At 65.1% G+C, this 25,100-nt stretch carries 25 protein-coding genes and 1 riboswitch; of the genes, 12 read left to right on the top strand and 13 right to left on the bottom strand.

The annotated features are described in order from the left end of the window. Positions 1-12 precede the first annotated feature (12 nt). Positions 13-123, bottom strand: a riboswitch (TPP riboswitch). Between the two features lies 1 nt (position 124). After that, positions 125-445 carry a DMT family transporter gene (locus B5X69_RS16555; protein ID WP_079639701.1) on the bottom strand — a complete coding sequence of 107 codons (321 nt, stop codon included), beginning with the start codon at positions 443-445 and terminating at the stop codon, positions 125-127. A 146-nt stretch (positions 446-591) separates the two neighbouring features. Further along, positions 592-1,623 (bottom strand): MipA/OmpV family protein, encoded by a 1,032-nt coding sequence (locus tag B5X69_RS16550; RefSeq protein ID WP_176141649.1) that lies wholly within the window; start codon positions 1,621-1,623, stop codon positions 592-594. Between the two features lie 169 nt (positions 1,624-1,792). On the opposite strand from B5X69_RS16550, the gene B5X69_RS16545 reads away from it, so the two are divergent. After that, positions 1,793-2,038, top strand: coding sequence for a hypothetical protein (locus tag B5X69_RS16545; protein ID WP_079639699.1), 246 nt, complete (start codon positions 1,793-1,795; stop codon positions 2,036-2,038). A 75-nt stretch (positions 2,039-2,113) separates the two neighbouring features. Then, positions 2,114-4,042, top strand: coding sequence for a 1-deoxy-D-xylulose-5-phosphate synthase (gene dxs / locus B5X69_RS16540; RefSeq protein WP_079639698.1), 1,929 nt, complete (start codon positions 2,114-2,116; stop codon positions 4,040-4,042). 125 nt (positions 4,043-4,167) lie between these two features. Here dxs and B5X69_RS16535 read toward each other — a convergent pair whose 3' ends face one another. The 9 genes from B5X69_RS16535 to purE form a co-directional block, all read right to left on the bottom strand. Further along, positions 4,168-4,587 (bottom strand): DUF3035 domain-containing protein, encoded by a 420-nt coding sequence (locus tag B5X69_RS16535; protein ID WP_053555399.1) that lies wholly within the window; start codon positions 4,585-4,587, stop codon positions 4,168-4,170. Between the two features lie 25 nt (positions 4,588-4,612). Further along, positions 4,613-5,146 (bottom strand): signal peptidase II, encoded by a 534-nt coding sequence (gene lspA / locus B5X69_RS16530; RefSeq protein ID WP_079639697.1) that lies wholly within the window; start codon positions 5,144-5,146, stop codon positions 4,613-4,615. Then, positions 5,143-7,998: an isoleucine--tRNA ligase gene (gene ileS, locus B5X69_RS16525; RefSeq protein ID WP_079639696.1), complete on the bottom strand. Its 2,856-nt coding sequence runs from the start codon at positions 7,996-7,998 to the stop codon at positions 5,143-5,145. The genes lspA and ileS overlap by 4 nt, the downstream gene beginning before the upstream one ends. 119 nt (positions 7,999-8,117) lie before the next feature. Beyond that, positions 8,118-9,164 carry a glycerophosphodiester phosphodiesterase family protein gene (locus B5X69_RS16520; protein WP_079639695.1) on the bottom strand — a complete coding sequence of 349 codons (1,047 nt, stop codon included), beginning with the start codon at positions 9,162-9,164 and terminating at the stop codon, positions 8,118-8,120. 33 nt (positions 9,165-9,197) lie between these two features. Beyond that, on the bottom strand, positions 9,198-10,133 hold the full coding sequence (locus B5X69_RS16515; protein ID WP_079639694.1) for a bifunctional riboflavin kinase/FAD synthetase: 936 nt from the start codon (positions 10,131-10,133) through the stop codon (positions 9,198-9,200). After that, entirely contained in the window at positions 10,130-11,323 is a 1,194-nt protein-coding gene (locus B5X69_RS16510) for a dipeptidase (protein ID WP_079639693.1), read from the bottom strand. The genes B5X69_RS16515 and B5X69_RS16510 overlap by 4 nt, the downstream gene beginning before the upstream one ends. Further along, entirely contained in the window at positions 11,323-11,832 is a 510-nt protein-coding gene (locus B5X69_RS16505) for a dihydrofolate reductase (protein ID WP_079639692.1), read from the bottom strand. The genes B5X69_RS16510 and B5X69_RS16505 overlap by 1 nt, the downstream gene beginning before the upstream one ends. Then, positions 11,829-12,911: a 5-(carboxyamino)imidazole ribonucleotide synthase gene (locus tag B5X69_RS16500; protein WP_079639691.1), complete on the bottom strand. Its 1,083-nt coding sequence runs from the start codon at positions 12,909-12,911 to the stop codon at positions 11,829-11,831. Before B5X69_RS16500 ends, B5X69_RS16505 begins: the two co-directional genes overlap by 4 nt. 6 nt (positions 12,912-12,917) lie before the next feature. Beyond that, on the bottom strand, positions 12,918-13,415 hold the full coding sequence (gene purE, locus B5X69_RS16495) for a 5-(carboxyamino)imidazole ribonucleotide mutase (RefSeq protein WP_079639690.1): 498 nt from the start codon (positions 13,413-13,415) through the stop codon (positions 12,918-12,920). Positions 13,416-13,602: 187 nt separating this feature from the next. Between purE and B5X69_RS16490 the strand changes: the two genes are divergently transcribed. The 3 genes from B5X69_RS16490 (at position 13,603) to B5X69_RS16480 (ending at position 15,427) form a co-directional block, all read left to right on the top strand. Then, on the top strand, positions 13,603-14,247 hold the full coding sequence (locus B5X69_RS16490) for a GGDEF domain-containing protein (protein WP_079639689.1): 645 nt from the start codon (positions 13,603-13,605) through the stop codon (positions 14,245-14,247). Positions 14,248-14,303: 56 nt separating this feature from the next. After that, entirely contained in the window at positions 14,304-14,867 is a 564-nt protein-coding gene (locus tag B5X69_RS16485; RefSeq protein WP_079639688.1) for a hypothetical protein, read from the top strand. A gap of 101 nt (positions 14,868-14,968) precedes the next feature. Then, entirely contained in the window at positions 14,969-15,427 is a 459-nt protein-coding gene (locus B5X69_RS16480; protein ID WP_079639717.1) for a Dps family protein, read from the top strand. A 24-nt stretch (positions 15,428-15,451) separates the two neighbouring features. On the opposite strand, the gene B5X69_RS16475 is transcribed toward B5X69_RS16480, so the two are convergent. Then, complete coding sequence (locus B5X69_RS16475; RefSeq protein ID WP_176141647.1) at positions 15,452-16,483, bottom strand: phytase; 1,032 nt, start codon at positions 16,481-16,483, stop codon at positions 15,452-15,454. Positions 16,484-16,604: 121 nt separating this feature from the next. Between B5X69_RS16475 and B5X69_RS16470 the strand changes: the two genes are divergently transcribed. From B5X69_RS16470 to B5X69_RS16445, 6 genes are all read left to right on the top strand, one after another. After that, a complete protein-coding gene (locus B5X69_RS16470; protein ID WP_079639686.1) occupies positions 16,605-18,248 on the top strand; it encodes a cation:proton antiporter domain-containing protein in 1,644 nt (547 codons plus the stop codon). 129 nt (positions 18,249-18,377) lie between these two features. Continuing rightward, on the top strand, positions 18,378-20,150 hold the full coding sequence (recQ, locus tag B5X69_RS16465) for a DNA helicase RecQ (RefSeq protein WP_079639685.1): 1,773 nt from the start codon (positions 18,378-18,380) through the stop codon (positions 20,148-20,150). Between the two features lie 92 nt (positions 20,151-20,242). After that, positions 20,243-20,677 (top strand): protein tyrosine phosphatase family protein, encoded by a 435-nt coding sequence (locus tag B5X69_RS16460; RefSeq protein WP_079639684.1) that lies wholly within the window; start codon positions 20,243-20,245, stop codon positions 20,675-20,677. After that, complete coding sequence (locus B5X69_RS16455) at positions 20,674-21,081, top strand: hypothetical protein (RefSeq protein ID WP_079639683.1); 408 nt, start codon at positions 20,674-20,676, stop codon at positions 21,079-21,081. Before B5X69_RS16460 ends, B5X69_RS16455 begins: the two co-directional genes overlap by 4 nt. Before the next feature lies 1 nt (position 21,082). Continuing rightward, positions 21,083-21,988: a sterol desaturase family protein gene (locus tag B5X69_RS16450; RefSeq protein WP_079639716.1), complete on the top strand. Its 906-nt coding sequence runs from the start codon at positions 21,083-21,085 to the stop codon at positions 21,986-21,988. A gap of 223 nt (positions 21,989-22,211) precedes the next feature. After that, positions 22,212-23,798: a GMC family oxidoreductase gene (locus tag B5X69_RS16445; protein WP_079639682.1), complete on the top strand. Its 1,587-nt coding sequence runs from the start codon at positions 22,212-22,214 to the stop codon at positions 23,796-23,798. Positions 23,799-23,828: 30 nt separating this feature from the next. Here the strand turns inward: B5X69_RS16445 and B5X69_RS16440 are convergent, their stop codons facing one another. Beyond that, on the bottom strand, positions 23,829-24,356 hold the full coding sequence (locus tag B5X69_RS16440) for a winged helix-turn-helix transcriptional regulator (RefSeq protein WP_176141646.1): 528 nt from the start codon (positions 24,354-24,356) through the stop codon (positions 23,829-23,831). A 154-nt stretch (positions 24,357-24,510) separates the two neighbouring features. On the opposite strand from B5X69_RS16440, the gene B5X69_RS16435 reads away from it, so the two are divergent. Beyond that, positions 24,511-24,885, top strand: a complete 375-nt coding sequence (locus B5X69_RS16435) for a VOC family protein (protein ID WP_079639681.1) — start codon at positions 24,511-24,513, stop codon at positions 24,883-24,885. Positions 24,886-25,100 lie beyond the last annotated feature (215 nt).

Below are 25,100 nucleotides of genomic sequence, written 5' to 3'. Positions count from 1 at the left end.
TGGGGATTCCGCGTTCGGAACACCGACCCTCCCTCCGCCGGTATTACCCGGATCAGGTTCAACGGGTCGCGGCTTGTTCCGCTCTCAACCTGTTTCTGCACACAGGCTCCCCGGGGATGGGGCCTTATAGGACGCCCGCGATACGCTGTCCATGCGCGTCGGCGGGGTCTGCATTTCCGGGCCGAAAGGCCCCGAAGCGCGGGGTAATGAAGGTCACCGCGATCACATAGAAGACGACGAAGAATCCGCCGAAGTAAATTGCGGCGGCGCAGTCGCCGACAGCCGAACGGCGCCGAGCGATGCCGTCGCCGCGGCACCTGCAGGTGCCCTGAGCAGCGCGGTTGCGAAGAGGATGACAAAAGGCCGCCATTGGACTGCCGAGCCGTGTCCCAAGCCCTCCGTTCAGGGCGGCGAGGACCGGGATGCCGACTCCGGCCAGAAACATGATGAAGGCAAAGGCGCGGGGCGTTGTTGGCTGTTAATGACGCTCTGCTGCGGGCACGCGCGCTTGTCCCCGCTTGCGCTGGTCGCCGAAAGAAGCTTCTGATTGGAAGGTCTTGCAAAAAGCCGCGCAGCCCTCGCTCACGCTCGCTAGAATTGATAGGCGATGCCCGCGCCTCCGATCCACTGATCGGCATCACCTGCAATACGAACGATCGGCGAGGCGGCGTAGCGGCTTGCCACGCGTCCATATTGAACGCCGCCGATCAGCACGAAGCCTTTGCGCAGGTCGCCCGAAAGCGAATAGGCGCCCGCCGCGCCGATCGTATATTTGCCAGCGGTCGCCTTGCGACCAGCGCCATCATAGACCGGCAGCCCGCTCACATCGCTGCCCGCCTGGTCGATGTCGAAATAATAGTCCCCGAAGCCCTTGCCGTAGACGTTCACCGACGCCGACAGTCCGACATAGGCCCGCTTTGAAATGGGGGTGCCATATTCGATTGTCGGCGAGGCGAGCCAGCTGCCGTGGCGCCCGGAGATATCCTTGAGTGCGACAACCCGAAAGCCGATCTGATCATATTTGCTCGTGATCAGGCCTGAATAGGTGACCCCCGCCGAAATGCCTGCCTCTACCGCCAGTTTGCGCTCGCCGAGCGCTTCCACCTGCGGATCCTTGATGCGCCCGGTACGGTCGCTCCGGAGATTGATGATCGGGCCGAGCTTCCAGTCGACACGTTGGCCGCGCCGCTGGCGGATCAGGTCGACCTGCAAATTGGTGCCCCGGGTCGAGAAGGAAAAGCCCGACAGCCGGCCGCGCAGGTAAAATCCAGGAATCACGGCGCGCTGGTCCGACCCCAAATAGCTCGGGACGGTGACGACGCCGGCCGCGAGGGCGAGATAGTCGCGTGACCATTTGCGGTCCGGGTCGTCATCCTGCGGCCGCGCCGGGGGCAGCAATATGTCCTGATCGACCTCGCTATCCTGAAAATGACTGGCGGGCGCAGGGATCACCGGCACCAGCGCGGGTGCGGCCCCAGCGGCGTCTGGCACTGAAAGATCGGTGTCGGGGCCGCTGTCCCTCGCGTGTGCCGTCGCCGCGGCGGCGAGGGCTGCGGCGCAGAGTATCGCGGTGAGAAGAGCAGGAGCAGGGCGGCGGTCGGCGTGGGAGACGGGGGTGTCCATCGGCAATTGCGGTCCTATGTTATTGCCCCTTTGTACAGGGGTGTAAGAGATCGTCCGGCCGATGCAAAGGCCGCGCCTTGCGGCCGCGTACTTTTCCCGCCATCGTGGCTTTCGTGCACCAATACAGACTCTTCGCCTCTCTATGCCGCGACACGGCATTCGGTTCCGAATGAACCGCACGCCGCGCCTTGCCGGCTATGCGCTAATGGCCTCCGCTGCGCTGCTGGCGCTCGCGATGCGGCGCGGTGCGATCCTGACGTTGGGCCCGTTTCCTGTGGCCGCGGTGGCACTGCTCGTCGGCATGCTCGGGGTCATGCTGGTGTTCACTGACCTCATGGTGCGCGGGCTTTATGCGCAGGTCGAGGCGACAAAGCGGGGCAAGGAGGCGAGCGAACCCAATGAGGGCGAGGACTGATCCTCTGGGCTGAAACGAAGAGCCCAGGACGGCTTTTCGTTCGACAGTATCTGCCGTTACCGGTATGAGCTGCGGATGACCGACGTTCCGCATACGCCGCTGCTCGACACGGTGGATGTCCCCGCAGACCTCCGCAAACTGAAACCCGAACAGCTCCGCTCCTTCGCTGACGAGCTGCGCGCCGAGATGATCAGCGCGGTCGGCACGACCGGGGGGCACCTGGGGTCGGGGCTGGGCGTCGTCGAGCTGACGGTAGCCATCCATTATGTGTTCGACACGCCGCGCGACAAGCTGGTGTGGGACGTCGGGCACCAATGCTATCCCCACAAGATCATTACCGGGCGCCGCGACCGCATTCGCACCTTGCGGCAGGGCGGCGGGCTTTCAGGCTTCACCAAGCGCAGCGAGAGCGAATATGACCCGTTCGGCGCTGCGCATTCGTCGACCTCGATCAGTGCCGCGCTGGGCTTTGCGATCGCAAGCAAGCTGAAGGACGAACCCGGTCGTGCGATCGCGGTGATTGGCGACGGGTCCATGTCGGCGGGCATGGCCTATGAAGCGATGAACAATGCGCAGCAGGCGGGCAACCGGCTGATTGTCATCCTCAACGACAATGATATGTCGATCGCGCCGCCGGTGGGCGGTCTTTCAGCCTATCTGGCGCGGCTGGTCTCGTCTCGGCCTTTTCTCGAACTGCGCGAGATCGCGCGGCGCTTTGCGCGAAAACTCCCGGAACCACTGCACAAGGCGGCGCGCAGGACCGATGAGTTCGCGCGCGGCATGGCAATGGGAGGGACGCTGTTCGAGGAGCTGGGGTTCTATTACGTCGGGCCGATTGACGGGCATAATCTCGATCATCTGATCCCGGTGCTCGAAAATGTGCGCGACAGCGAACACGGCCCGGTGCTGATCCATGCGGTGACCAAGAAGGGCAAGGGCTATGCTCCCGCCGAAGCCGCCGCAGACAAATATCACGGCGTCCAGAAGTTCGACGTGATCACCGGCGAGCAGGCGAAATCGCCCCCGGGCCCGCCCGCCTATCAAAATGTCTTCGGTGAGACCCTGGCGAAGCTCGCCCAGACCGACAAGCGTATCGTCGCGATCACGGCAGCGATGCCGTCGGGGACCGGAGTCGACAAATTTGCAAAGCTTCACCCTGAGCGGACATTCGACGTCGGCATCGCCGAGCAGCATGCCGTGACCTTCGCCGCGGGGCTCGCTGCGCAGGGGATGCGGCCGTTCGCGGCGATTTATTCGACCTTCCTTCAGCGCGCCTACGACCAGGTCGTGCACGATGTGGCGATTCAGAACCTTCCCGTTCGCTTTGCAATCGACCGTGCGGGCCTTGTCGGTGCTGACGGGGCGACGCATGCCGGCTCGTTCGACATCACCTATCTCGCAACGCTCCCCAATATGGTCGTCATGGCTGCGGCCGACGAGGCCGAACTCGTGCATATGACCTATACGGCGGCTGAATATGACGACGGGCCAATCGCCTTTCGCTATCCGCGCGGGGGAGGCACCGGGGTGTCGCTGCCGGAGGTTCCGCAAAAGCTCGAGATCGGGAAAGGCCGCGTGGTGCGGCACGGCAAGGCGGTTGCGATCCTGTCGCTTGGTACGCGGCTTGCCGAGGCGCTGAAGGCGGCCGACACGCTCGAAGCGCGCGGGCTTTCGACGAGCGTGATCGATTTGCGCTACGCCAAACCGCTCGACGAGGAGCTGATCCGCAAGACGCTCGCGAGCCACGAGATATGCGTGACCATCGAGGAGGGCAGCATCGGTGGGCTCGGCGCCCATGTGCTGACGCTGGCGAGTGACGAGGGACTGATCGACGCAGGGCTGAAGCTGCGCACGATGCGGCTGCCCGACATCTTCCAGGACCAGGACAAGCCCGAGGCGCAATATGAGGCCGCGGGTCTCAACGCGCCGCAGATTGTCGACACGGTGCTTAAGGCGCTACGGCACAACAGCGCAGGTGTGGAAGAGGCTGGGGCGCGGGCTTAGGTCGGTTGGATAGCGATAGCCCAAGCTTCGCCATGTTCGTGAGACGAAGGGAAGCCCCCGCGGTATAGTCCGCTCGCCATGAGCGTGCGGGAAGGCTAACGCGAGCCACGACCTCAAGAAGAGGTTCAAGTCCCTGGAATGGCAGCCGAGGCGTCGCGGCCGTCGCCTTCGGGGGCGGCGATGATGTCGCGGGTGGCGAGGCCCTTGTCGACGACCTGGGTTTCGGGGCTTCCTACCTCGCTGCGGATGCCGGGCGCGGCGCGCCCGCCGTCAGCGGCGCCGATAATCGAGGTTTCGGTCGCGCTGCGCGGCGAGGCGCCGCCGAAGAGCGCGCGGAGCGTCTGCTCGGCGGTCGAATCATTGCCAGGGCGTGCTGCGCCGGGCGCGGGCGGGACAAGCGCGAAGTCGGGCGGCACGACGAGCGGCGCCTGGCGCGACACCGCGAATTCGTCGGGGCGGTCGCGACTGAAGAGGCTGTTCGATCCGCAGGCCGACAGGGTCGTCGCGGCGAGGGCAGCGGATAGGATAGCGGTGGTCCGGTTCACGTAAAAACTCTCCTGATGCGCCCCGTTAGTCGGTGGCGGCCGCATCGCTGGGCGAAGCGGGCGTCGCTGGCGCCTTTTCGCGCAAGAGCAGCGCTCGCGCAACCAGCAAAAGCACGCCGATTGTGATGCACGCATCGGCGACGTTGAAAATGAGGAAGGGGCGGAAGGTGCCGAAATGAAGGTCAGCGAAGTCGACGACAAAGCCGTGGCGGATGCGGTCGAGAATGTTGCCGAGTGCGCCGCCGAGGATCAGCGCGAGCGCGAACACGTCGCCACGCGCCTTCTCGCGCATCATCCACACCGCGACTGCAATCGCGACAAGCGCGGTCACCGCGACGAGGGTCCAGCGCTGGGTGTCATCGCAGCGCGAGAACATCGACAGCGAGATGCCGCAATTCTCTGCCCAGGTCAGATTGAAGAAAGGCAGCAGCTCCATCACGCGCTTGGGCTCGAGTGACAGCGGGACGATCACGATCCATTTGCTGATCTGGTCGGCGAGAAAGGCGAGCGCGGCGACGATAAGGCCGAAGCGCAGGTGCGGGGAGCGTTTGCCGGTCATTGTCCGTCCAATACCGTGTCACAGCGATTGCACAAGGCACCGTCGTCCTCGACCTCGGGCAGGTGGCGCCAGCAGCGGCCGCATTTGTGGCTTTCGGTGCGCCTTACGTCCCAGTCTCCCTTGTGAACAGTCGAGGTGATGAACACTTCTTCAAGGTCGACGTCGCCGGCATCGTCAGGCAGCCAGACTTCGGCTTCGAGGCTGGAGCGGATGATCTTCTCGCGGCGCAGCGGTTCGATGCGCTCGGTCACGAGCGCGCGAACGGCGCGCACCTGGGTCCACTTTTCGACAAGCCCCCCGGTCGCGCCCGCGAGCGCTGGAAGTTCGGGCCATTCGAGAAGATGGACGCTGCCCGCATCGGGATAGCGCGTACCCCATACTTCCTCGCTGGTGAATACCAGCGCCGGCGCGGCATAGCGCACGAGGGCGTGGAAGAGAGTGTCAAGGACGGTTCGGTAGGCCGCGCGCTCCAGGGTTTGTACGCCAGTCGCGGGGTTGATGTCGCAATAGAGCCGGTCCTTGCGGATGTCGAAATAGAAGGCCGACAGATCCTCGTTGCAGAAATCGGCGAGGAGGCGGGTGTAGGCGTTGAAGTCGAAATCATCGACCGCGCGCGCCAGCTTCGCGTCGAGATCGGCGAGGAGAGCGAGCATGTATCGCTCAAGCTCAGGCATCGCGGCGACGTCGGTGACGCGCTCAGCGTCAGTAAAGCCGTCGAGCGCACCCAGAAGGTAACGGAACGTGTTTCTGAGCTTTCGATACTGGTCGGCCACACCGGCGAGAATCTCCTTGCCGATGCGGTGATCCTCGGTGAAATCGACCGAGAGCGCCCACAGGCGGAGGATATCGGCGCCATAGTCGCGCATCAGGTCGACCGGGCTGATCGTATTGCCGAGCGACTTCGACATTTTCATGCCCTTGGCGTCCATGGTGAAGCCGTGGGTCAGCACGGATTTATAGGGCGCGCGGCCGCGCGTGCCGCAGCTTTCGAGCAGCGACGACTGGAACCAGCCGCGATGCTGATCCGACCCTTCAAGATAGAGGTCGGCGGGGTGTGTTGAACCATCGCGGCGGACGAGCGCGGGCCATTTGCCGCTTTCGAGCACAAACGCGTGAGTCGAACCTGAATCGAACCAGACGTCCAGAATGTCGGTGATCCGCTCAAAATCGGCGGCGTCATATTGATCGCCGAGATACTCCTGCGCGCGTGCGTCGCTCCATGCGTCGACCCCGCCCGCGCGAATCGCGGCAACGATGCGGTCGTTGACCGCAGGATCATTCAGATACTGGCCTGTCTTGCGGTTCACAAACAGGGTGATCGGCACGCCCCAGGCGCGCTGGCGGCTCAAGACCCAGTCGGGGCGCGTTTCGACCATCGAGCCGATGCGGTTGCGCCCCTTGGCGGGCACGAAGCGCGTATCGGCGATCGCGCGCATCGCCGTTTCGCGCAGCGTCTCGCCATCGCCCTGATGGGCACGGATTTGTGCCTCGGCAGCGCAACGCGGTGTGTCGTGATCGACGCGCTTGTCCATCGGCACGAACCATTGCGGGGTGCAGCGATAGATGACCTTGGCCTTGGAACGCCAGCTGTGCGGATAGCTATGCGTATAGTCCGCCGACGCCGCGAGGAGCGCACCAGCCTTGCGCAGGTCGCTGCAGATCGGGCCATCGGGGGCGTTGAACTTCGGGTTGATCACGCTGCCTTGTCCGCCGAGCCATTCCCAGTCGGCGCGATATTTGCCGTCGCCCTCGACCGCGAACACGGGATCGAGCCCGTTCGCCTTGCAGAGGTCGAAGTCATCCTCGCCGTGGTCGGGCGACATATGGACAAGGCCCGTGCCGCTGTCGGTGGTGACGAAATCGCCTGCGAGGAAGGGGCGCGGACGTGCGAAAAAGCCGCCGAGGGCGTACATCGGATGGCGGGCGATGGTGCCAGCAAGGTCACGGCCATACCAGCTGGCGATCTGGTGTGCATCTTCGAGCCAGCGGTCGCTGACGTGATTTTTCAGCTCGGCCGACAGCAGATATCTTCGTCCGTCCTGATGTTCATAGAGGCCGTAGAGAACGTCCGGACCATAGGCCAAAGCCTGGTTGACGGGGATGGTCCACGGCGTCGTGGTCCAGATGACGGCACGCGCGCCGACCAGTTCGGCGATCGGGCTCTCCGTGATCTCGAACGCGACGTCGATCTGGGTTGAGGTGATGTCTTCATATTCGACTTCGGCCTCAGCGAGCGCGGTCTTTTCGACCGGAGACCACATCACCGGCTTCGCGCCGCGGTAGAGCTGACCGCTTTCGGCGAATTTGAGAAGCTCGCGGACGATCGTCGCCTCTGCGTCGAAATCCATCGTAAGGTAGGGATGGCTCCAATCGCCGCCGATTCCGAGGCGCTTCAGCTGCTCACGCTGAACGTCGACCCAATGCTGCGCGTAGGCGCGGCACTCGGCGCGGAATTCCTCGACGGGCACTTCGTCCTTGTTGAGCTTCTTCTTGCGATACTGCTCCTCGACCTTCCACTCGATCGGAAGACCGTGGCAGTCCCAGCCGGGGACATAGGGCGCGTCTTTGCCCTTCAGCGTCTGGGTGCGGACGACCATGTCCTTGAGGATGTGGTTAAGCGCATGGCCGATGTGCATGTCGCCATTGGCGTAGGGCGGGCCGTCATGGAGGATGAACTGTGCCCGGTCCTTGCGACTTTCGCGGATCTGTCCTTCAAGATTCTGCTCGAGCCATTTGGCGAGAATCGCCGGCTCCTTCTGCGGGAGTCCGGCCTTCATCGGAAAGCCGGTCTTGGGCAGGAAGACGGTGTCGCGATAATCTCGCGTCTCTTGGGCGGGTGCGCTGTCAGTCATGGTGCGCGGCGCTTAGCGCAGTTTCGCGTGCGAGCAAAGAAATTGGGAGCGGTCCGAAAGCGGCTTCGTCGCGGCAGCCCCGGTCCCGGGGAAAAGAGATGGTCCGCGCAGCGGACGCCCTATTTCTGCCGCGGGCGAAGGGCAGGGCCGAGGTTGAAGATGTCGTCGATCCAGACATAGCCGGTAAAGCTTGCAGGGATGCGGGTGAGCTGCCCGACCCGCGACAGACCCATGCCCGCATGCTTGTCACCGCGCGGACCGACGAGGAGAAGGCGGGCGCCATGTTCGGCGGCGCGCGCCTGCAGGCGGTCAGGCCATCCCCAAAAGGCCCATTGGCGGTCCAGCGGCACGACGATGGTCCCGCCCGCGCAACTGGCCGGGAACCAGCCTGACCAGCCGAACTTGATATAGTCGCTGGTGCAGCGCCTGGCGCTTGCAGGGTCCATTGCCCACGCCTTCGGGGCTTTCGTACGGATCGGCCCGAGCACGCGCGCGTTGCCAAAGAAGGCGAAGCGCGGCTGGTTCGCTTCGATGCCGGCACGCGCGAAGGCGGCGAGCGCGAGTTCGGCTTCCCTCGGATCGCGTGACCTGAAACGGATCACCATCGGCAGGTGGCCAAGGTCGTCGAGGATCTCATCTAGGCTCGGCATCAGGCCGACACCAGTCCCGCGCAGCGGAAAGGTCCTGCCGCCATCGGCGGTGTAGCCATAGCCGATGTCGAGCGCCTTGAGCTCAGCCATCGTGCGATTGCGAATCGACCCCTTGCCATCGGTGCGGCAATCGAGCGTCCGGTCGTGAAAGACAGCGAGCCGCCCGTCCTTCGTTGCGGCCACGTCGAACTGGATCATCCCAGCGTCGCGGCCGACCGCTGCGCGCAGCGATCGCAGGCTGCTTTCGATATAGGGATGCTCGGGCGGATAGATGCGCGCTGCAGTGCAGGTCGTGTCGGTGACGCCCGCATGATCGAAGAGCTGCGACACGCCGCGATGCGCAATCAGGGTGCGCTTGCCGGTGGGATCGGGGGCGAGCCAGCTCGCATTGGAGAGCGTGAGCCATGCGACGAGGAGACCAAAGAGCCAGAGCAGGAATTTCGCGGTGCGCGTGAGCGGCTTTTTCTTCGGGCCTTCAAGGCCGGCCGCCCAATCGTCGCTCGTGGTCTCGCTCATGCCGTCCCCCCGTTTGCAGCCCTTCGCCGAAGGTCAAATATCCGCGAGCAAAGCCCGTGCAGCATTGCAATCGGCCGCAATCTGCGCGGTCAGCGCGTCCATATTGTCGAATTTTTCTTCGCCGCGAATGAAAGCGTGGAAGGCGACGTCGACCACCTGCCCGTAAAGGTCGCACGAAAAATCGAAAAAATGGGGTTCGAGCAACTCCTTCGGTGGATCGAAGCTTGGGCGGATGCCGAGGTTCGCCGCGCCTTTGAGAAGGCGGCCGCCTGGAAGGCGCCCGGTGACCGCATAGATGCCATAGCGAGGACGAAGATAATTGCCCATGTCGATGTTCGCGGTTGGAAACCCGAGCAGGCGGCCGTTCTTGTCGCCGTGCTGGACAATTCCCCGCACGGTGAAGGGGCGGGTGAGGAGGCGCTCTGCGGTCGCGCAGTCACCGGCCTGAAGCGCCTCGCGAATGCGGCTCGACGAGATGGTCTCCCCGCCCTCGTCGACGGGAGCGACCATTTCGGTGAAGAAGCCGTGGCGGCGGGCATGGTCGGCCAACGTTACGACATCGCCGCCGCGCCCTTTACCGAAGACGAAATCGGCGCCGGTGACCACCCCTGCGGCGCCGTAGCGATCGAGGAGGATGTCGGTGATGAAGTCTTCAGCTCTCGTGCCTGCCATCGCGGCGTCGAAGGGGAGGACCAACATCGCATCGGCGCCGGCTGCGCCGAAGAGCTCCTGCCTCTGGTCGAGCGTCGTCAGACGGAAAGGGGGAGTGCCGGGTTTGAAGAAGCGTACCGGATGCGGATCAAAGGTCGCGACAATACACGGGCGCCCGTCATCCTGCGCATGATGGACGGCGCGGCCGACGACCGCCTGATGCCCGGCGTGGAAGCCATCGAAATTACCGAGCGCGATGACGCCGCCGCGCAAGGGCCCGGCGATCCGGTCATGGCCGTCGAGGCGGGTCGCGGTCATTGCGTCGCTGCGCCTCGGCTATCCAACGGTGCGATCCCTGCGCGCAGGACACGGATCGCGTTGCCCCCCATTGCGGAGCGAATTTCATTGTCGGTAAAGCCCGCGTCGATGAGCGCCTGCGTCACCTGTACCAGCTTGGACGTGTCGAAGCGGACGGTAGTCGCGCCATCATAGTCGCTGCCGAGCGCGACATGCTCGACGCCGACGAGATCGCGGACATGTTTCATCGCCTTTGCGATTCCGGCAGGCGAGGTGTCGCACACCGCGGCGTCCCAATAGCCGATACCGATGAGGCCGCCGGTTGCGGCGACTCCGCGAATCTCGGCGTCGCTAAGGTTGCGGTTGACGCGGCACGTGCCCTGCACGCCGCCATGGCTTGAAACCACGGGCCGGCGCGCCATCTTCAGCACCTCTGCGACCCCCGCGTGGCTGAGGTGGGCAAGATCGATGATCATCCCCTTTGCCTCCATCGCGCGTACCACGCGGCGGCCGAGCGGGGTAAGTCCGCCCTTCTGGATCCCGTGCATCGAGCCGGCGAGTTCATTGTCGAAAAAATGGGTGAGCCCCGCCATCCGAAAACCCGCAGCGTAAAGCTTGTCCAGATTGGCGATGTCCCCTTCAAGATCCTGCAGCCCTTCGATACTGAGCAGCGCGCCGACCGGGGCGGCCTTTCCCCCTCGGCGAGCAGCGAGCAGCGCGTTCAAATCGACGGGATTTGCGACGACACGGAGTTGGCCGCCTGATTTTGTAGCAGCGCGGTCGAGCTTCTCGGCATGCCACAGCGAGCGTTCGAGCAGCGAGTTCCAGGTCCGCAGGGGTTGCAGCTGGGCGATCACGAGCCCCGTGATATTGTCCCCGTCTGCGCTGTTGGCGTCGTAATTCTGGTTCTTCGGGGTCTTGGTGACGCTCGAGAAGATCTGGAGGGCGACATGGCCCTCCTCGAGCCGCGGAAGGTCGACATGGCCCTGGCCCGAGCGCGCAAGGAGACCGCGTTTCCACATCAAGGTGTCGCTGTGCAGGTCCACGATCGTCAAGCTGCGGTGGAGTTCATGCGCGCGATCGCTGACCGGAGGCAGCGACCCTTCCTCGACCTTGTTCATGCTCCGCTCCACCATGCCGGGGGCGAGGAGGAAGAAGGCGGCGGCCGCGATGGCAAGCAGCGCGATGATGGCGATTACCCACCGGCGCATCAGCGAAGCCTTCCCCCGCTTGCGCGCGCCAGCGTGACGAAAGCATAGGCGGGACGTCCCCCCTCATCGGCGGGATGCTCCTCGCGCGAAACCTCGCGCCATTCCGCCGGATCGGGGACGTCGATAATGGTGTCGCCCCGAGGCTCGAGCTCAACCTCGGTGAGCTCGAGGCGGTCGGCGAGCGGCAGGAAGAGGCGGTAGATTTCGGCGCCGCCAATCACCATCACTTGCGGCGCATTTGCGAGGCGCAGCGCTTCCTCGACACTATGGGCAACCTCGGCATGGTCATCCTGCCACTCGTGGTCGCGGGTGAGAACGATGTGCCGGCGGCCCTCGAGCACTGCGGGCAGGCTGTCGAACGTCTTGCGCCCCATGATCATCGGCCGGCCCATGGTAAGCTGTTTGAAGCGGCGAAGGTCGGCAGGGAGGTGCCAGGGCATTTTTCCATCGGCGCCGATCACGCCGTTGGCGGCCCGGGCGAGGATCAACGTAATTTCGGGATGGTTCATAAAGGCCCTTCGGGAGCGGTTCCGACCCAGGTGACGTGACCGAGCTTGCGGCCATCGCGAACCACGGACTTGCCATAGTGATGGACGCGTGCGGCATCGTCAGCGAGCAGCGCGGGAATGTCATCGATAGCGCGGCCGATCAGGTTGCGCATCGTGACGGGGAGCGCAAGCGTCGCGGTATCGCCGAGCGGGAGACCCGCGACGGCGCGGATGTGGTTCGCGAACTGGCTCGTAGTCGCGCCCTCGATCGTCCAGTGGCCGCTGTTGTGAACGCGCGGCGCCATTTCGTTGAAGACGGGACCCTCGTCTGTGGCGAAAAATTCCCCTGTGAGAACGCCGACGTAATCGAGCGCGTCGGCGATGCGGGTCATGAGCGCGCGCGCGGCATCTTGCTGGTCGAGAACGGAGCGTGGCGGCGGCAGGCTCGAGGTGGCGAGGATGCCGCCTTCATGGACGTTGACGGGCGAATCCCAGAAGCGCGTTTCGCCGTCGATCCCGCGCGCAAGAAGTACCGAAAATTCGTGCGCGAAGGTGACAAAGCCTTCGAGGATTGCGGGATGTCGGCCGATCGCTTCCCACGCGGCATCGGCGTCGGCGGGGGCGGCGATACGCGCCTGGCCCTTGCCATCATAGCCCATGCGGGCGGTCTTGAGGATCGCAGGAGCACCAATCTGAGCCAGCGCCGCATCAAGTGCGCCGCGGTCGGGGACCGCGGCGAAGGGCGCGGTGCGGCCCCCAAGCCCCGCAACAAAGCGCTTCTCGGCGAGACGATCCTGCGCGACCTCGAGCGCGGCCGCGCCGGGGCGCACTGCGACATGGCCGGAGAGAAAGCGCACCGTATCAACGGGGACATTCTCGAACTCGATCGTCACCGCGTCGCAAGCGGCCGCAAAGGCGGCCAGACGCGGCTCATCGTCCCACGCCGCCTGGCTGTGCTGGGCTGCGACTTCGGCCGCGACGCTTTCCCGGTCGGGCGCGTAGACATGTGTTTTGTAGCCGAGCGGCGCTGCAGCAAGCGCGAGCATGCGGCCGAGCTGGCCTCCGCCGAGGATGCCGATCGTCGAACCGGGTGGCAGCACCTGCGATCAGCCCTCGCGAACCGGGATGGGAGCGACGCCTTCGGTCTGCGCGGCGCGCCAGGCGTCGAGCCTTTGCGCAAGATCGGGATCCGCATTCGCGAGGAGCGCTGCTGCGAAAAGGCCCGCGTTGGTCGCACCCGCCTTGCCAATCGCAAAGGTCGCCACAGGGATGCCGCCGGGCATCTGGACGATCGAGAGCAGACTGTCCATGCCGCTCAAGGCGGCCGACTGGACGGGAACGCCGAGCACCGGCACGCGCGTCATCGATGCGACCATACCCGGCAGGTGCGCCGCGCCGCCCGCGCCGGCGATGATCGCCTGGAGCCCGCGATCCGCGGCCTCCTTCGCATAGTCGACCAGCCGGTCGGGGGTGCGGTGAGCGGAGACGATCCGTACCTCATGTGCAATGCCGAACTGTTCGAGGATCTGGACCGCGTGCGCCATGGTCGGCCAGTCCGACTGGCTGCCCATGATCACGCCGACGCGTGGCGCCGTGTCGTCCATTCAAAACCCTCCTGCCCCGGCGATTCCGTCGCCGCCCCACCCCCTAGCGAGTCGAGGACGGCGGGGCAACGCCATCCGATTCCTCCCCCGTTTACCGATTAGTATGAAGTCGCGGCTATCGTCGCGGGCTAAACAAGATCGTCGGCATCCGGCCGGCGGCACTTTGGGCACGCATCGGGGGCGTCGAATGGACAGCATGGGGGGAGCGCGGATCGCGGTCGACCAGATCGACTTCGCACCCGTCGACTCCGTCGAGGACCAGCTTCGCGAGCTGCGCCGTGAACGCGATGCGCTGCGCCGCGAGAACCGTATCCTGAAGATCGCCGTCGCCGAACTCGAACGCGTGTCCGAACGCGACACGCTGACCCCGCTGTTCAACCGCCGCTATTTCTTGACCGCGATCCATCAGCGCATCGCCCGCTTCGAGCGCCGCGCAGAGACGGCGGCGATCGTTTTTGCCGACGTCAATCAATTGAAATTCATCAACGATAGCTTCGGTCATGCCGCGGGCGACTTCGCGCTGCTTGAAATTGCGAACAGGCTTCTCGGCGCGATTCGCTCGGTTGACGTCGCGGCGCGCATTGGCGGCGACGAATTCGGACTGATCCTCGATCAGTCGAGCGAGGCCGGCGCACGGGCGCAGGTCGAACGGTTGTCGCACCTTCTGAGCGCCGCCCCGGCGATCTACGATGGACGCGAAATATCGCTCTCGGCATGTTTTGGGGTTGCGATGTTGCAGCCGAATATGAGCGAATCGGATATTCTCGCAGCCGCCGACCGCGACATGTATCTTTGCAAACTGGGGCAGGAGCGCCCCGCCGGGCATCGCTAGTTCAAAGCGAACCCCCGCGGGCCTGACACGGCTCGGACGCGGGATGGAGGCACCCGATGGACGCGATCATGGTGACGCTGGTGGCAGTGCTGCTCGCCAACGCCGACGGGCGCAGCGGCCGCTTTCTTTCGCGCCTGCTTGGCGCGCGCAGCGACCGGCGCGCGGTGATCGGTATCGCAATCGGCAGTTTTGTCGCCAACGCGCTGGTTGCCGCGCTCGCCGGATCGTTCGCCAACCGGGTGATCGGACAGGGCATGATCGCGCTACTCGTGGCATTCGCTCTTCTGACCGCCGCTGCCGCGCTGCTCTGGCGCGGGCAGCTGACCCTGGCCGACGATCGGGCGATGACTGCGCCCGCGCCCGTGCTTGCGGTGCGGTTGCTGCTCGTCCAGCTTGCCGACCGCAGCCATTTTCTCATCGGCGCGCTCGCTGCGACCAGCGGGGCGGGCCTGTGGGCGGCGGCGGGCGGGCTTGCCGGGTGGATATTTGCAGCCGTGCCCTTTCTTGCCTTCGGTCCTGCACTCGCACAGCGCCCAGCGGCGAAGTTTGTACGCTGGGCAAGCGCCGCGCTGCTCACGCTTTGGGGGCTGCGCGCCGCGATGAACGCGTTTGGTCTATGAAAAGGGGCGGTTTGATTGATTTATTCAATTAGGGCGTCCAAGACTAGTCATGGGCGTTAGGAAAGGCGAAAGCCTATATGGAACATCGAAAGGAGCTTCCCATGCCGGACAAGAAAAATCAGCCTGCCGTCGCCGATGCGCTCAATGCCCTCCTCGCCGACAGCTTCGCGCTTTACCTCAAGACCAAAAATTATCATTGGCACGTCGAGGGGCCGCGCTTTCGCGAGCTCCATCTTCTGTTCGATGAGCAGGCCGCCCAGATTCTGGCGACAACCGACCTGATTGCCGAACGTGTGCGCAAGAATGGAGCGACGACCCTGCGTTCGATCGGCGAGATTGGCCGCCGCCAGTCGATCAAGGACGATGACAAGGCCAAGGTCGATGACGAGGCGATGATCGCACAGCTCGCCGCGGACAACGAGGCCCTGCTTGCTCAGATCAAGGAGACCAAGGCTGCGGCCGAGGCTGAAGGCGATATCGCCACCAGCGGCCTCGTCGACAGCTGGGCCGACGAGACGCAGCAGCGGATCTGGTTCTTGAAGGCGACGCTCGGCGCTTAGGCCGGGCGGGCGGGATCGCCCGCTCTAATCCTGGCCCAGCGCGCGCAATATTTCGCCGAGCGGCACCAGCTTGAAATTCTGCGGGGCGCGCTTGCCCGCGCCATCGCGGTTCTTTCCGTCCTGCGCGGCGAATAGGCCGCCAGACCAATCAGAACCGAAATCGCGCGGGTCAAGGGCAATGCCGTCGGTATCCTCGGTCCCGTCGATGGCGCCGCCCCGAATGCGAAAGCCGCCCGCATAGGCACCATCTGGCAGCCGGAACACTGCGAAGCTGTCGTCGTCCTGGCTCGCGGCGAAAAGGAGGCCGCCCTCCTTGCCGCGCGGCAGGACCGCGAGACCCTCCACATCGTCGTGAAGATGAACTCCGTCGACAGCGGCAAAGCGCTCCGGCGCCATGGCGCGGGCGGGATCGGTGTCGATGCGCCAGATCGCCACCTTGTCCTCGGCAACATAGAGCGTACCCGTGCGATCATCGGCAGCGCATCCCTCTGCGCGGCTGCCAAGGTCATGTCGGCGTAGGATGTGTCCCTCTGGTGCGGGACCCGAAAGATCGAGCGCGATCTGTTCGACCACCCCCTCTTCATAGACCATGAAGGCGTCGATGCCGCCGGCGCGGCGGTGGAGGCAGAGCCCATAGCCCTCCCCCTCGGGCGGATCGACGCTCCCGATCTCGACGAGGCGCGGCGTGTTGGCGTCGAGGCGGAAGAGACGCAGGCGCGGACGATCCCGATCGCTGCGATCCGACGCGGCGACGAGCGTCGCTTTCTGGCCTCGGATCGTCACGTCGGAACGCAGGTCGACATTGTTGAGATCGCCGAGCGACTGGAAGCGCAATAGGCGGCCTTCAAGGTCGTGAATCGCGATCCCCGCCTTTTTATCCGTCGAAAGAATCAGGCTTTTCGCCGGGGCCTCAGGATTGCGCCAGATCGCCGGATCGTCGGCGCGATCGCCCGCGCTCGTCGTTGCAGGCGCGGTTTCGATGCGCGCGGGAATTTCGGGAAGCGGCAGCGGCTCGGCGACAATCAGCAGCGCAGCGAAGAGCGGGGGGTAGAGCATGGGGCGGCCTTCCGATCTTGGAAGGATAACGAGCGTTGCCCCGAGCGGTTCCTGACCCGCAATCGCAACAAAAACGATTGAGTTACTTGACCATGCGCGCTCCTGCCTCTTACGCAGGCTTATGCCGCATGACACCAGCCTGATCGGAACCGTGGTCGCCGGGCTTGGCGTAGCCTTCATCATGGGGGCGCTCGCGCACCGGCTGAAGATTTCGCCGATTGCGGGCTATCTGCTTGCCGGGGTTCTGGTTGGGCCTTTCACCCCCGGAATCGTTGCCGACACCGCGCTCGCGCTCCAGCTCGCGGAGATCGGCGTGATCCTGCTGATGTTCGGGGTGGGGCTCCATTTCTCGCTCAAGGACCTGCTCGCGGTGCGGAATATCGCGGTACCGGGCGCTATCGCACAGATTGCGGTGGCGAGCGGGCTCGGCATCGCGCTCGGTCTGTCGCTCGGCTGGTCGGTGGCAGGAAGCGCGATCTTCGGGCTTGCGCTGTCGGTTGCGAGCACGGTGGTACTTCTGCGCGCCCTGCAGGCGCGCGACATGGTCGAGACCGAAAAGGGGCGCATCGCCGTCGGCTGGCTGATCGTCGAAGATCTGGCGATGGTGCTGGCGCTCGTCCTCCTGCCGGCGATGTTCGGCGGGCGCGGCGATGAAGCAAATGGTACAGGGCTCCTTCAATCTGCGGGCATCGTCGCGCTCAAGGTGATCGGTTTCGTTGCCTTCATGCTGATCGTTGCGCGGCGGATCCTGCCTGCGCTGCTGCATTGGGTGGCACATACCGGCTCGCGCGAGTTGTTCCGGCTCGCGGTCCTCGCGATCGCGCTCGGCGTTGCTTTCGGCGCGGCGCTGGTGTTCGATGTGAGCTTCGCGCTAGGCGCCTTCTTTGCCGGGATGATCCTCGGCGAGACGCAATTGAGCCGCCGGGCGGCTGAAGAAACGCTGCCGCTGCGCGACGCCTTCGCGGTGCTCTTCTTTGTGTCGGTCGGCATGCTCTTTGACCCCAAAGTCCTCACCGAACATCCCGGTCCATTGGTCGCAACGGTAGCGATCATCGTCGTCGGAAAGGCGCTCGCCGCCTATGCGATCGTGCGCGCCTTTGGCCACGGGCCGCAGACCGCGATGACGATCGCCGCGAGCCTCGCGCAGATTGGTGAATTCTCCTTCATCCTCGCCGGGCTCGGCGTCGCATTGAAGGTGATGCCCGAAGAAGCACGCGACCTGATCCTCGCCGGATCGATCCTCTCGATCCTCCTCAATCCGCTTTTCTTCACGATTGCGGTACGGCGGATACGCACCGACGAGGCGCCCGAAGTCGAGGCGGCAGTCGTGCCCGCGCCCCGCCCCGCGCCCGCTCCTGCGCGCACCGTGCTGATCGGCTATGGCCGCGTCGGCAGTCATGTCGGCGATCTGCTGTGCGGCAGGGGTGAGGCCCTGACGGTGATCGAAGACCAGAAGGACCGCGCCGCCGCCGCGGGCGAGGCAGGGGCGAAGGTGATCATCGGCAATGCCGCGAGCGAAAGCGTGCTGCGTCAGGCGGGGCTCGACAGCGCCTCGACCCTCCTCATTGCGATTCCCGAAGGGGTCGAGGCGGGGGCGATCGTGCGGCGCGCGCGGGCGATCAATCCGAGGCTGGTGATCGTCGCGCGCGCGCACTCGGATGAGGAGGTGACCGACATTGCCCGTCACGGCGCCGACCATGTCGTGATGGCCGAACGCGAAACCGCGGCCCGGATGGCGGAGCGGGCACTGCTGGCACGGGCGTGAGCGGCGCCCCGGCGATAGCCGGGGCGGCGGCCTTGCGCCTCCCATTTCCCCGGTTTCGCCTCGCGGGGGCACGCCGGAGGCACGTCAGGGCTTTTCCCGCATCATCTTCGGCCCTATCGCCCGTCCGCAATGAGCGCCGACATCCTCCTTCCTCTCCTCAAATCAACCTTTGGCTTCGACGATTTCCGCGGCAGGCAGGCCGAGGTCGTTGGCCGGGTCATGGCGGGCGAGCATACGCTTGCCGTGATGCCGACGGGGGCGGGCAAGTCGCTGACCTATCAGCTTCCTGCCGTAGCGCTTGCCGGCTGCGTAGTGGTGGTCTCGCCGCTCATCGCGCTGATGCACGACCAGCTTCGCGGGGCGCGCGCGGCAGGAATTCGGGCCGCGTCGCTGACCAGCGTCGATGCCGATTTCGCCGATACGCGCCAAGCGTATCGCGATGGTCAGCTCGACCTTTTGTACATCGCGCCGGAGCGTGCAACGGGGGAAGGTTTCCGTGCGCTGATGGAAGCGCGCGCGCCCGCGTTGTTCGCGATCGACGAGGCGCATTGCGTCTCCGAATGGGGACATGATTTCCGACCCGATTACCGCCTTCTGCGGCCCCTGCTCGATGCCTTTCCGGGCGTCCCGCGGCTTGCGCTGACGGCAACCGCAGACAAGCACACGCGCGAGGATATTCTGGTCCAGCTCGGCATTCCGTCTAAGGGTCTGGTGCTTGCAGGCTTCGACCGGCCGAACATCCGCTACCGAGTGAACCCGCGCATTGGCGCTGCAAGGCAGCTGAGCGCGTTCATCGCAGCCAACCCCGGGCCGGGCATCGTCTATTGCCCGACCCGGGACGGCACTGAGCGGATGGCGGACAGGCTCGCCGCTGCGACGGGACGTCCGGTTGCAGCCTATCACGCGGGGCTCGACGCCGAGCGGCGCGCGCAGGTGCAGCATGATTTCGTGGCCTCAGAGGATGGGATCGTCACGGCGACGGTGGCCTTCGGCATGGGGATTGACAAGCCCGACGTGCGCTTTGTCGCGCATGCAGGGCTGCCTAAGTCGATCGAAAGCTATTATCAGGAAACCGGGCGGGCGGGGCGCGACGGCGATCCTGCCGAGGTGCTGATGCTGTGGGGCGCTGAGGATTTTGCGCGCGCGCGGATGCGGCTGGGCGAGCTTCCCGAGGCGCGCCTCGCCGGCGAGCGCGCGCGCCTCGATGCACTCGCAGCGCTTGTCGAGACGGTCGAGTGCCGCCGCGCGCTACTGCTTCGCCATTTCGGCGAGGCCCCGCCTGAAAATTGCGGCAATTGCGACAATTGCCTTGATCCCCCGAAGCAGGTCGATGCGACAGTGCTCGCGCAGAAGCTGCTCTCGGCCATCTATCGCACCGGACAGACCTATGGTGCTGCGCACATCGAGGCGGTCCTGACTGGGCGCCGCGACGACCGGATCGTGAGCCGCAGCCACGACAAATTGTCCGTCTTCGGCCTCGTCGAAGGCGAGGAGGCGCGGCTGATCAAGCCGCTGGTGCGCACGCTGATGGCGCGCGAGGCGCTGGCGATCACCGAGCATGGCGGGCTGATGTTCGGCCCGGCGGGACGCGCGGTGATGAAGGGCGAGGTACCGGTCATGATCGCCGAGCCGCCCGCGCGGCGGGGGAAACGCGCGGCGCGCGGCGGGCAGGCAACGAACCCCGTCGGCGATCCGCTCTTTGAGGCGCTGCGCGCGACCAGGCGCGAGCTGGCGGCGGAAGCCGGAGTGCCGCCCTATGTGGTCTTCCACGACGCGGCGCTGCGCGCGATGGCGAGCGAGCGGCCGTCGACACGCGCCCAGCTGGCGCAGATTCCGGGCGTCGGCGCGCGCAAGCTGGAGTCGTGGGGCGATGCTTTCCTCGCGGTGATCCGGCAGTTCTAGTATCGCCTGGGCTCGATCGGGGTCGGGGAGTCCTCGGGGAAAGGGCAGCTTCATGCTTGTCAGCAAATACGGCTGGCCTATACATCGCGGGCATGAGCGATTTTCGTCCCCTGAGCCCCGACTATAGCGTCGCACCGCAAATTGCCCTTGAGGATGTCGCGGAGGCGAAGGGCGCCGGGTTCGCGATGATCATCAACAATCGCCCTGATGGCGAAGATCCGTCGGCGCCGCAGGGGGGCGACATCGCGTCGGCCGCCGCGGCCGAAGGACTTGCCTATGCGGCGATACCGGTGGGCCACGCGGGGTTCAGCCATGCGCAGCTTGACGCGCTCGACACGCTGCTGGCCGATGCGACGGGGCCGGTGCTCGCCTATTGCCGCTCGGGAACGCGCTCGACGCATCTTTGGGCGCTGGCGCGCGCGCGCGCCGGGGAAGACGTCGATGCGCTTTGCGCGGCTGCGGCCAGGGCTGGCTACGATCTTTCGGGGCTGCGGCCGATGATGGACGCGCTCGCGGGGGAAAAGTGACCGCGGCGGTCTGGATTCAGCTCGGCGCATCGCTCGCGGCGGTGCTCCTCATCGCCTGGCTGGTGAGGGCGATGGGGCTGGGCGCTGACCCGCGCATCGCGGATGCGGCGCATGCGATCCGCCTCGCCGACGAAGCCGAGGCGGGGTTTGGCGGCGTCGAGGTCGCGCGCGATCGCGCGGGCTTTGCTGCGATCGTTCGCAATGCCGAGGGCCGAATGCTGCTGATCCGTGCGCATGGCAATCATTTTGCGGCGCGCCCGGTCGACGCCAGCGTGATAGGGCGGCTCGACAAGGATTTCCTGACGCTCACCACGCCTGAACGGACCTTCGGCGCCGTGACACTGCAGCTCGGGAAAGAAGCAGGTGTATGGGCGTCGCGCATGCGGGAGGTGGTGCGTGGATAATCTGCCCGATCCCGTCGTCTATGCGGTCCCCGCCTTCATCCTGCTGTTGATCGTCGAGATGCTTGTCTCCCTTCGGCGCGACAAAAGACGCTACGAGGCGCGCGACACGCTGACCTCGCTGATGCTCGGTACCGTGAGCCAGGTCGCGGGGGCATTGGTCGGCGCGGCGGTGGTCGGCGTGTCGCTGTGGGCCCATCAGTTCCGCCTGTTCGACATCGGGATGGAGCTTCAGACCTGGTGGTGGGCGTGGATTCTCTGCTTCGTCCTCGACGATCTTGCCTATTATGTCTTCCACCGGAGCGCGCACCGCGTGCGCTGGTTCTGGGCCAGCCATGTCATCCACCACAGCTCGCAGCACTATAATCTCTCGACCGCGCTCCGGCAGACGTGGACAGGTTTTTTCAGCCTGAGCTTCCTTTTCCGTATGCCCTTGTTCCTGATCGGCTTTCCGCCCGCCATGGTCTTCTTCTGCGCGGGGCTCAACCTGATCTACCAGTTCTGGATCCACACCGAGGCGATCGGGCGTATGCCCAAATGGTTCGAGGCGGTGATGAATACCCCGTCGCATCACCGCGTCCATCATGGTGTGAACCCGCGCTATCTCGACGCCAATTATGCCGGGATCTTCATCATCTGGGACAAGTTGTTCGGCAGCTTCGTCCCCGAGCGCGACGACGAGCCTGTGCGCTACGGGATCGTCAAGCAATTGGGGAGCTTCAACATTCTCTGGGCGGCGTTTCACGAGTGGGTCGGGATCGCGAAGGATGTCTGGAACGCGCCCTGGCAGCACAAGCTCAGCTATATGTGGCGCGAACCGGGCTGGAGCCACGACGGCAGCCGGATGACCAGCGACATGATCAAGGCGCGCTGGATGGCCGGCAGACGGGTTGAAGAAGACGCAGAGTAACCGCTGCCGAATGCGGGCGGGACGGATGAAGCCCGTCGCCAACATACCGAAGAATTCGCCGTGACGGCAGGCGGATTCAAGGGCCGGCAGCGCGATGCGGGGCGCTCAAACCTTCTTCCCAAGAGGCAGGGCCTCGACGATGGCTAGGGGCTTGTCACCCGGACTAATGACATTCATGTAAGCATCCGGGACCGCCCGAAAGGCGGCGCGAGGGAGGGCCTGAATGGATCAGTTCGACATCATTGTCATCGGCGGCGGCAGCGCGGGGAGTGCGGCGGCGGGCCGGCTTGCCGGGGACGGAACGCGGCGCGTGTGCCTCGTTGAGGCGGGTGGGACGAACGACCTCATCCGGGTGAAGACGCCGGGGTTCATGCCCTTCATTCCCAAGGCATCGAACTATCGATATGAGACGGTGCCGCAGGCGGGGCTCGGCGGCCGGATCGGCTACCAGCCGCGCGGGCGAGGCCTGGGCGGGTCGAGCGCGATCAATGCGATGGTTTATATCCGCGGCCACCAGTTCGATTACGACCAGTGGGCCGAGCTCGGCGCGACGGGGTGGACCTACGCCGACGTACTCCCCTATTTCAAGCGGAGCGAGCGCAACGAGCGCGGCGGCGACGACTTTCACGGCGCAGACGGGCCGCTGAACGTGATGGACCAGCGTTGGCCCAATGTGACGAGCCGGCGCTTCGTCGAAAGCGCCGCGGCGCTTCAACTCGCGCGCACAGGCGACTTCAACCGACCGAATAACGAGGGCTTTGGCCTTTATCAGGTGACGCAGAAGGCAGGCGAGCGCTGGTCGGCGGCGCGGGCCTATGTCGAACCGCTGCGCGGTCGCGCAAATTTTGCGATCCGCACCGGGGCGCTCGTTGAAAGAATTATGATCGAGAACGGCCGAGCGACCGGCGTGGTCATTCGCCGCGGCACGGCACGCGAGACGCTGCGCGCGGCGGGCGGCGTCATCCTGTCGGCCGGAGCATTCGGCAGCCCGCAGATCCTGATGCTGTCGGGCATCGGGCCGGCCGCGCATCTTCGTGACCATGGCATCGAGGTGGCCGCTGATCGCGCTGGGGTCGGTTCGAATTTGCAGGACCATATCGATTATGTGTCAAGCTGGGAGACGCGCTCAACCGAGCCGTTTGGCAACAGCCTCGGCGGTACATGGCGGATGGTGAAGGCGATTTTCGAGCATCGAAGAAAGCGCACCGGTATTATGACGACCTGCTTTGCCGAAGCGGGCGGCTTCTGGAAATCGCGCCCCGATTTGCCCGCGCCGGACATTCAGTATCATTTTGTCCCCGCGATGCTCGAGGATCATGGGCGCACCAAGGTGAATGGGCACGGCTTTTCATGCCATGCCTGCGTGCTCAGGCCCGAAAGCCGGGGCAGCGTCACGCTCGCCTCGGGCGATGCCGCCGCGGCGCCGCGCATCGACCCCGGCTTTCTGACAGATGCGCGCGACATCGCGACCTTGCGCGCCGGTGTGCGGATGATGCACCGCATTGTGGGCGCGCCGCCGCTCTCCGACTATGCGGGCGCCGACCGGCATCCCGTGAACCTTGACGATGATGATGCGCTCGACGCGCTGATCCGCAGCCGCGCCGATACCGTCTATCACCCGGTCGGGACGTGCCGGATGGGCAGCGACGACGATGCAGTGGTCGACCCGGCACTGAAGCTTCGGGGAGTCGACGCGCTGTGGGTCGCCGATGCGAGCATCATGCCCCGGCTCGTGTCGGGCAACACCAATGCGCCAAGCATCATGATCGGCGAGCGTGCGGCGGATTTCGTGGCCGCCGCGCTGGGCTGACGGCAATCCCCCGGCGTCAGCGGACGGGGATTAAAGACAGGCCTCCGCCAGCAACTCTCCGCGCCGCGTGAGGCCATAGCGGCTCACCGGTGGCCGCCGGTCGATCACGTCGCGCGTCACCAGCCCGTGGCGACCGAGCGCTGTCAACCCCTGCGAAAGCGCGCGCGGGCTGGCAGGGGCAAGGAGGCGGGAGAGAGCGTTGAAGCGGTTGTGACCCGTTCCAATTCCGGCGATGATCGGGAGGCCCCAGCGGGTCGCGGCGCCTGGAGGCAGGCCGAGTGCAGCCTGCGCCCCCGCAATCGTCGCGGCGCGCCTGGCCGCGTCGGCGCCTGCCTTGGTCAATATATATTCGGGACGAATCGGGTGCCCATGACCCGGGTTCCGCTGCACCCACCCGTTCCTCATCGCGGCCTCCAGCGTGCGCGTCAGGCTGTCGCGGGGCAGGCCAAGACGGTGGATCAGTTCGACGAAGCGCGCCCCTTTGTGACCTGCAAAATCAGCGAGCAGCGGCACCAGCCAGCGGTGGCCGGAAAGCTCCGCAAGCAGGGGATCGGGCATGATTGACGGCATCGTCAAGTAACTATACAAACCGGACCAAAGGAACAAGGGGATTCGGCTTCTCGTTGGCCGCACGGGACGATCAAGGTGCCGCCGTTGCCGAGGCGGGCGTTCGCAGACCCCGGGTTTCGATGGAAAGAGAGGAAGCAAGGCCATGACGCTCGAGATCGGATCCGAACTGACCTGTTCGATGGGTGTCACCGACATGAGCGCGTCGATCGCCTGGTACGAGCGGGTCATGGGGTGCACCTTGCTTTATCGCGTCGATGAGATCGGCTGGTGCGAGCTTGCAACGCCGATGGCGGGCGTAAATATCGGACTGAGCCAGCTGGAAACGGTGATGCAGGGAGGCGGGGCGACCAACGTCTTCGAGGTTGCCGACATAGAAGCGGCAAAAGCGCATCTCGACGCCGAAGGCGTTAGGCGGGACGGTGACATACAGCATGTCCCGGGGCTCGTGCGGCTGATCGCTTTCTATGATCCGGATGGCAATGCCTTCATGTTCTCGCAATCGGAAATGACGAGCTGAGCGTTACCAAGAAAGAGTAAGCCCCGTCACATTTCTGTGGCGGGGCTTCCCTAGGTTCCGTCCGAAGACGCGAACCAAATTCTACCTTTTCTTTCGATCCAGTAGGTTCATGAAACGCGGCTGAAGACGCATTGGTTCCCAACTGGCAAAAATTTTTTTCGTGGCGGCCGGGACCGATTCGCGCGCACGCCGCCTTCCTTGGGCGGAACGTGCGC

The organism is Sphingopyxis flava, assembly GCF_900168005.1.
In the GTDB taxonomy this organism is placed as follows: Bacteria; Pseudomonadota; Alphaproteobacteria; order Sphingomonadales; family Sphingomonadaceae; genus Sphingopyxis; species Sphingopyxis flava.
The sequence above is the reverse complement of the archived record's forward strand: the minus strand, read 5'-3'. Positions and strand labels throughout refer to the sequence as shown.

Coding starts and splice junctions, on each gene's coding strand:
- B5X69_RS16555 (WP_079639701.1), bottom strand. CDS start 445: ATGTTTCTGGCCGGAGTCGGCATCCCGGTCCTCGCCGCCCTGAACGGA.
- B5X69_RS16550 (WP_176141649.1), bottom strand. CDS start 1,623: ATGGACACCCCCGTCTCCCACGCCGACCGCCGCCCTGCTCCTGCTCTT.
- B5X69_RS16545 (WP_079639699.1), top strand. CDS start 1,793: ATGAACCGCACGCCGCGCCTTGCCGGCTATGCGCTAATGGCCTCCGCT.
- dxs (WP_079639698.1), top strand. CDS start 2,114: ATGACCGACGTTCCGCATACGCCGCTGCTCGACACGGTGGATGTCCCC.
- lspA (WP_079639697.1), bottom strand. CDS start 5,146: ATGACCGGCAAACGCTCCCCGCACCTGCGCTTCGGCCTTATCGTCGCC.
- ileS (WP_079639696.1), bottom strand. CDS start 7,998: ATGACTGACAGCGCACCCGCCCAAGAGACGCGAGATTATCGCGACACC.
- B5X69_RS16520 (WP_079639695.1), bottom strand. CDS start 9,164: ATGAGCGAGACCACGAGCGACGATTGGGCGGCCGGCCTTGAAGGCCCG.
- B5X69_RS16515 (WP_079639694.1), bottom strand. CDS start 10,133: ATGACCGCGACCCGCCTCGACGGCCATGACCGGATCGCCGGGCCCTTG.
- B5X69_RS16510 (WP_079639693.1), bottom strand. CDS start 11,323: ATGCGCCGGTGGGTAATCGCCATCATCGCGCTGCTTGCCATCGCGGCC.
- B5X69_RS16505 (WP_079639692.1), bottom strand. CDS start 11,832: ATGAACCATCCCGAAATTACGTTGATCCTCGCCCGGGCCGCCAACGGC.
- purE (WP_079639690.1), bottom strand. CDS start 13,415: ATGGACGACACGGCGCCACGCGTCGGCGTGATCATGGGCAGCCAGTCG.
- B5X69_RS16490 (WP_079639689.1), top strand. CDS start 13,603: ATGGACAGCATGGGGGGAGCGCGGATCGCGGTCGACCAGATCGACTTC.
- B5X69_RS16485 (WP_079639688.1), top strand. CDS start 14,304: ATGGACGCGATCATGGTGACGCTGGTGGCAGTGCTGCTCGCCAACGCC.
- B5X69_RS16480 (WP_079639717.1), top strand. CDS start 14,969: ATGCCGGACAAGAAAAATCAGCCTGCCGTCGCCGATGCGCTCAATGCC.
- B5X69_RS16475 (WP_176141647.1), bottom strand. CDS start 16,483: ATGCTCTACCCCCCGCTCTTCGCTGCGCTGCTGATTGTCGCCGAGCCG.
- B5X69_RS16470 (WP_079639686.1), top strand. CDS start 16,605: ATGCCGCATGACACCAGCCTGATCGGAACCGTGGTCGCCGGGCTTGGC.
- recQ (WP_079639685.1), top strand. CDS start 18,378: ATGAGCGCCGACATCCTCCTTCCTCTCCTCAAATCAACCTTTGGCTTC.
- B5X69_RS16460 (WP_079639684.1), top strand. CDS start 20,243: ATGAGCGATTTTCGTCCCCTGAGCCCCGACTATAGCGTCGCACCGCAA.
- B5X69_RS16445 (WP_079639682.1), top strand. CDS start 22,212: ATGGATCAGTTCGACATCATTGTCATCGGCGGCGGCAGCGCGGGGAGT.
- B5X69_RS16440 (WP_176141646.1), bottom strand. CDS start 24,356: ATGCCCGATCCCCTGCTTGCGGAGCTTTCCGGCCACCGCTGGCTGGTG.
- B5X69_RS16435 (WP_079639681.1), top strand. CDS start 24,511: ATGACGCTCGAGATCGGATCCGAACTGACCTGTTCGATGGGTGTCACC.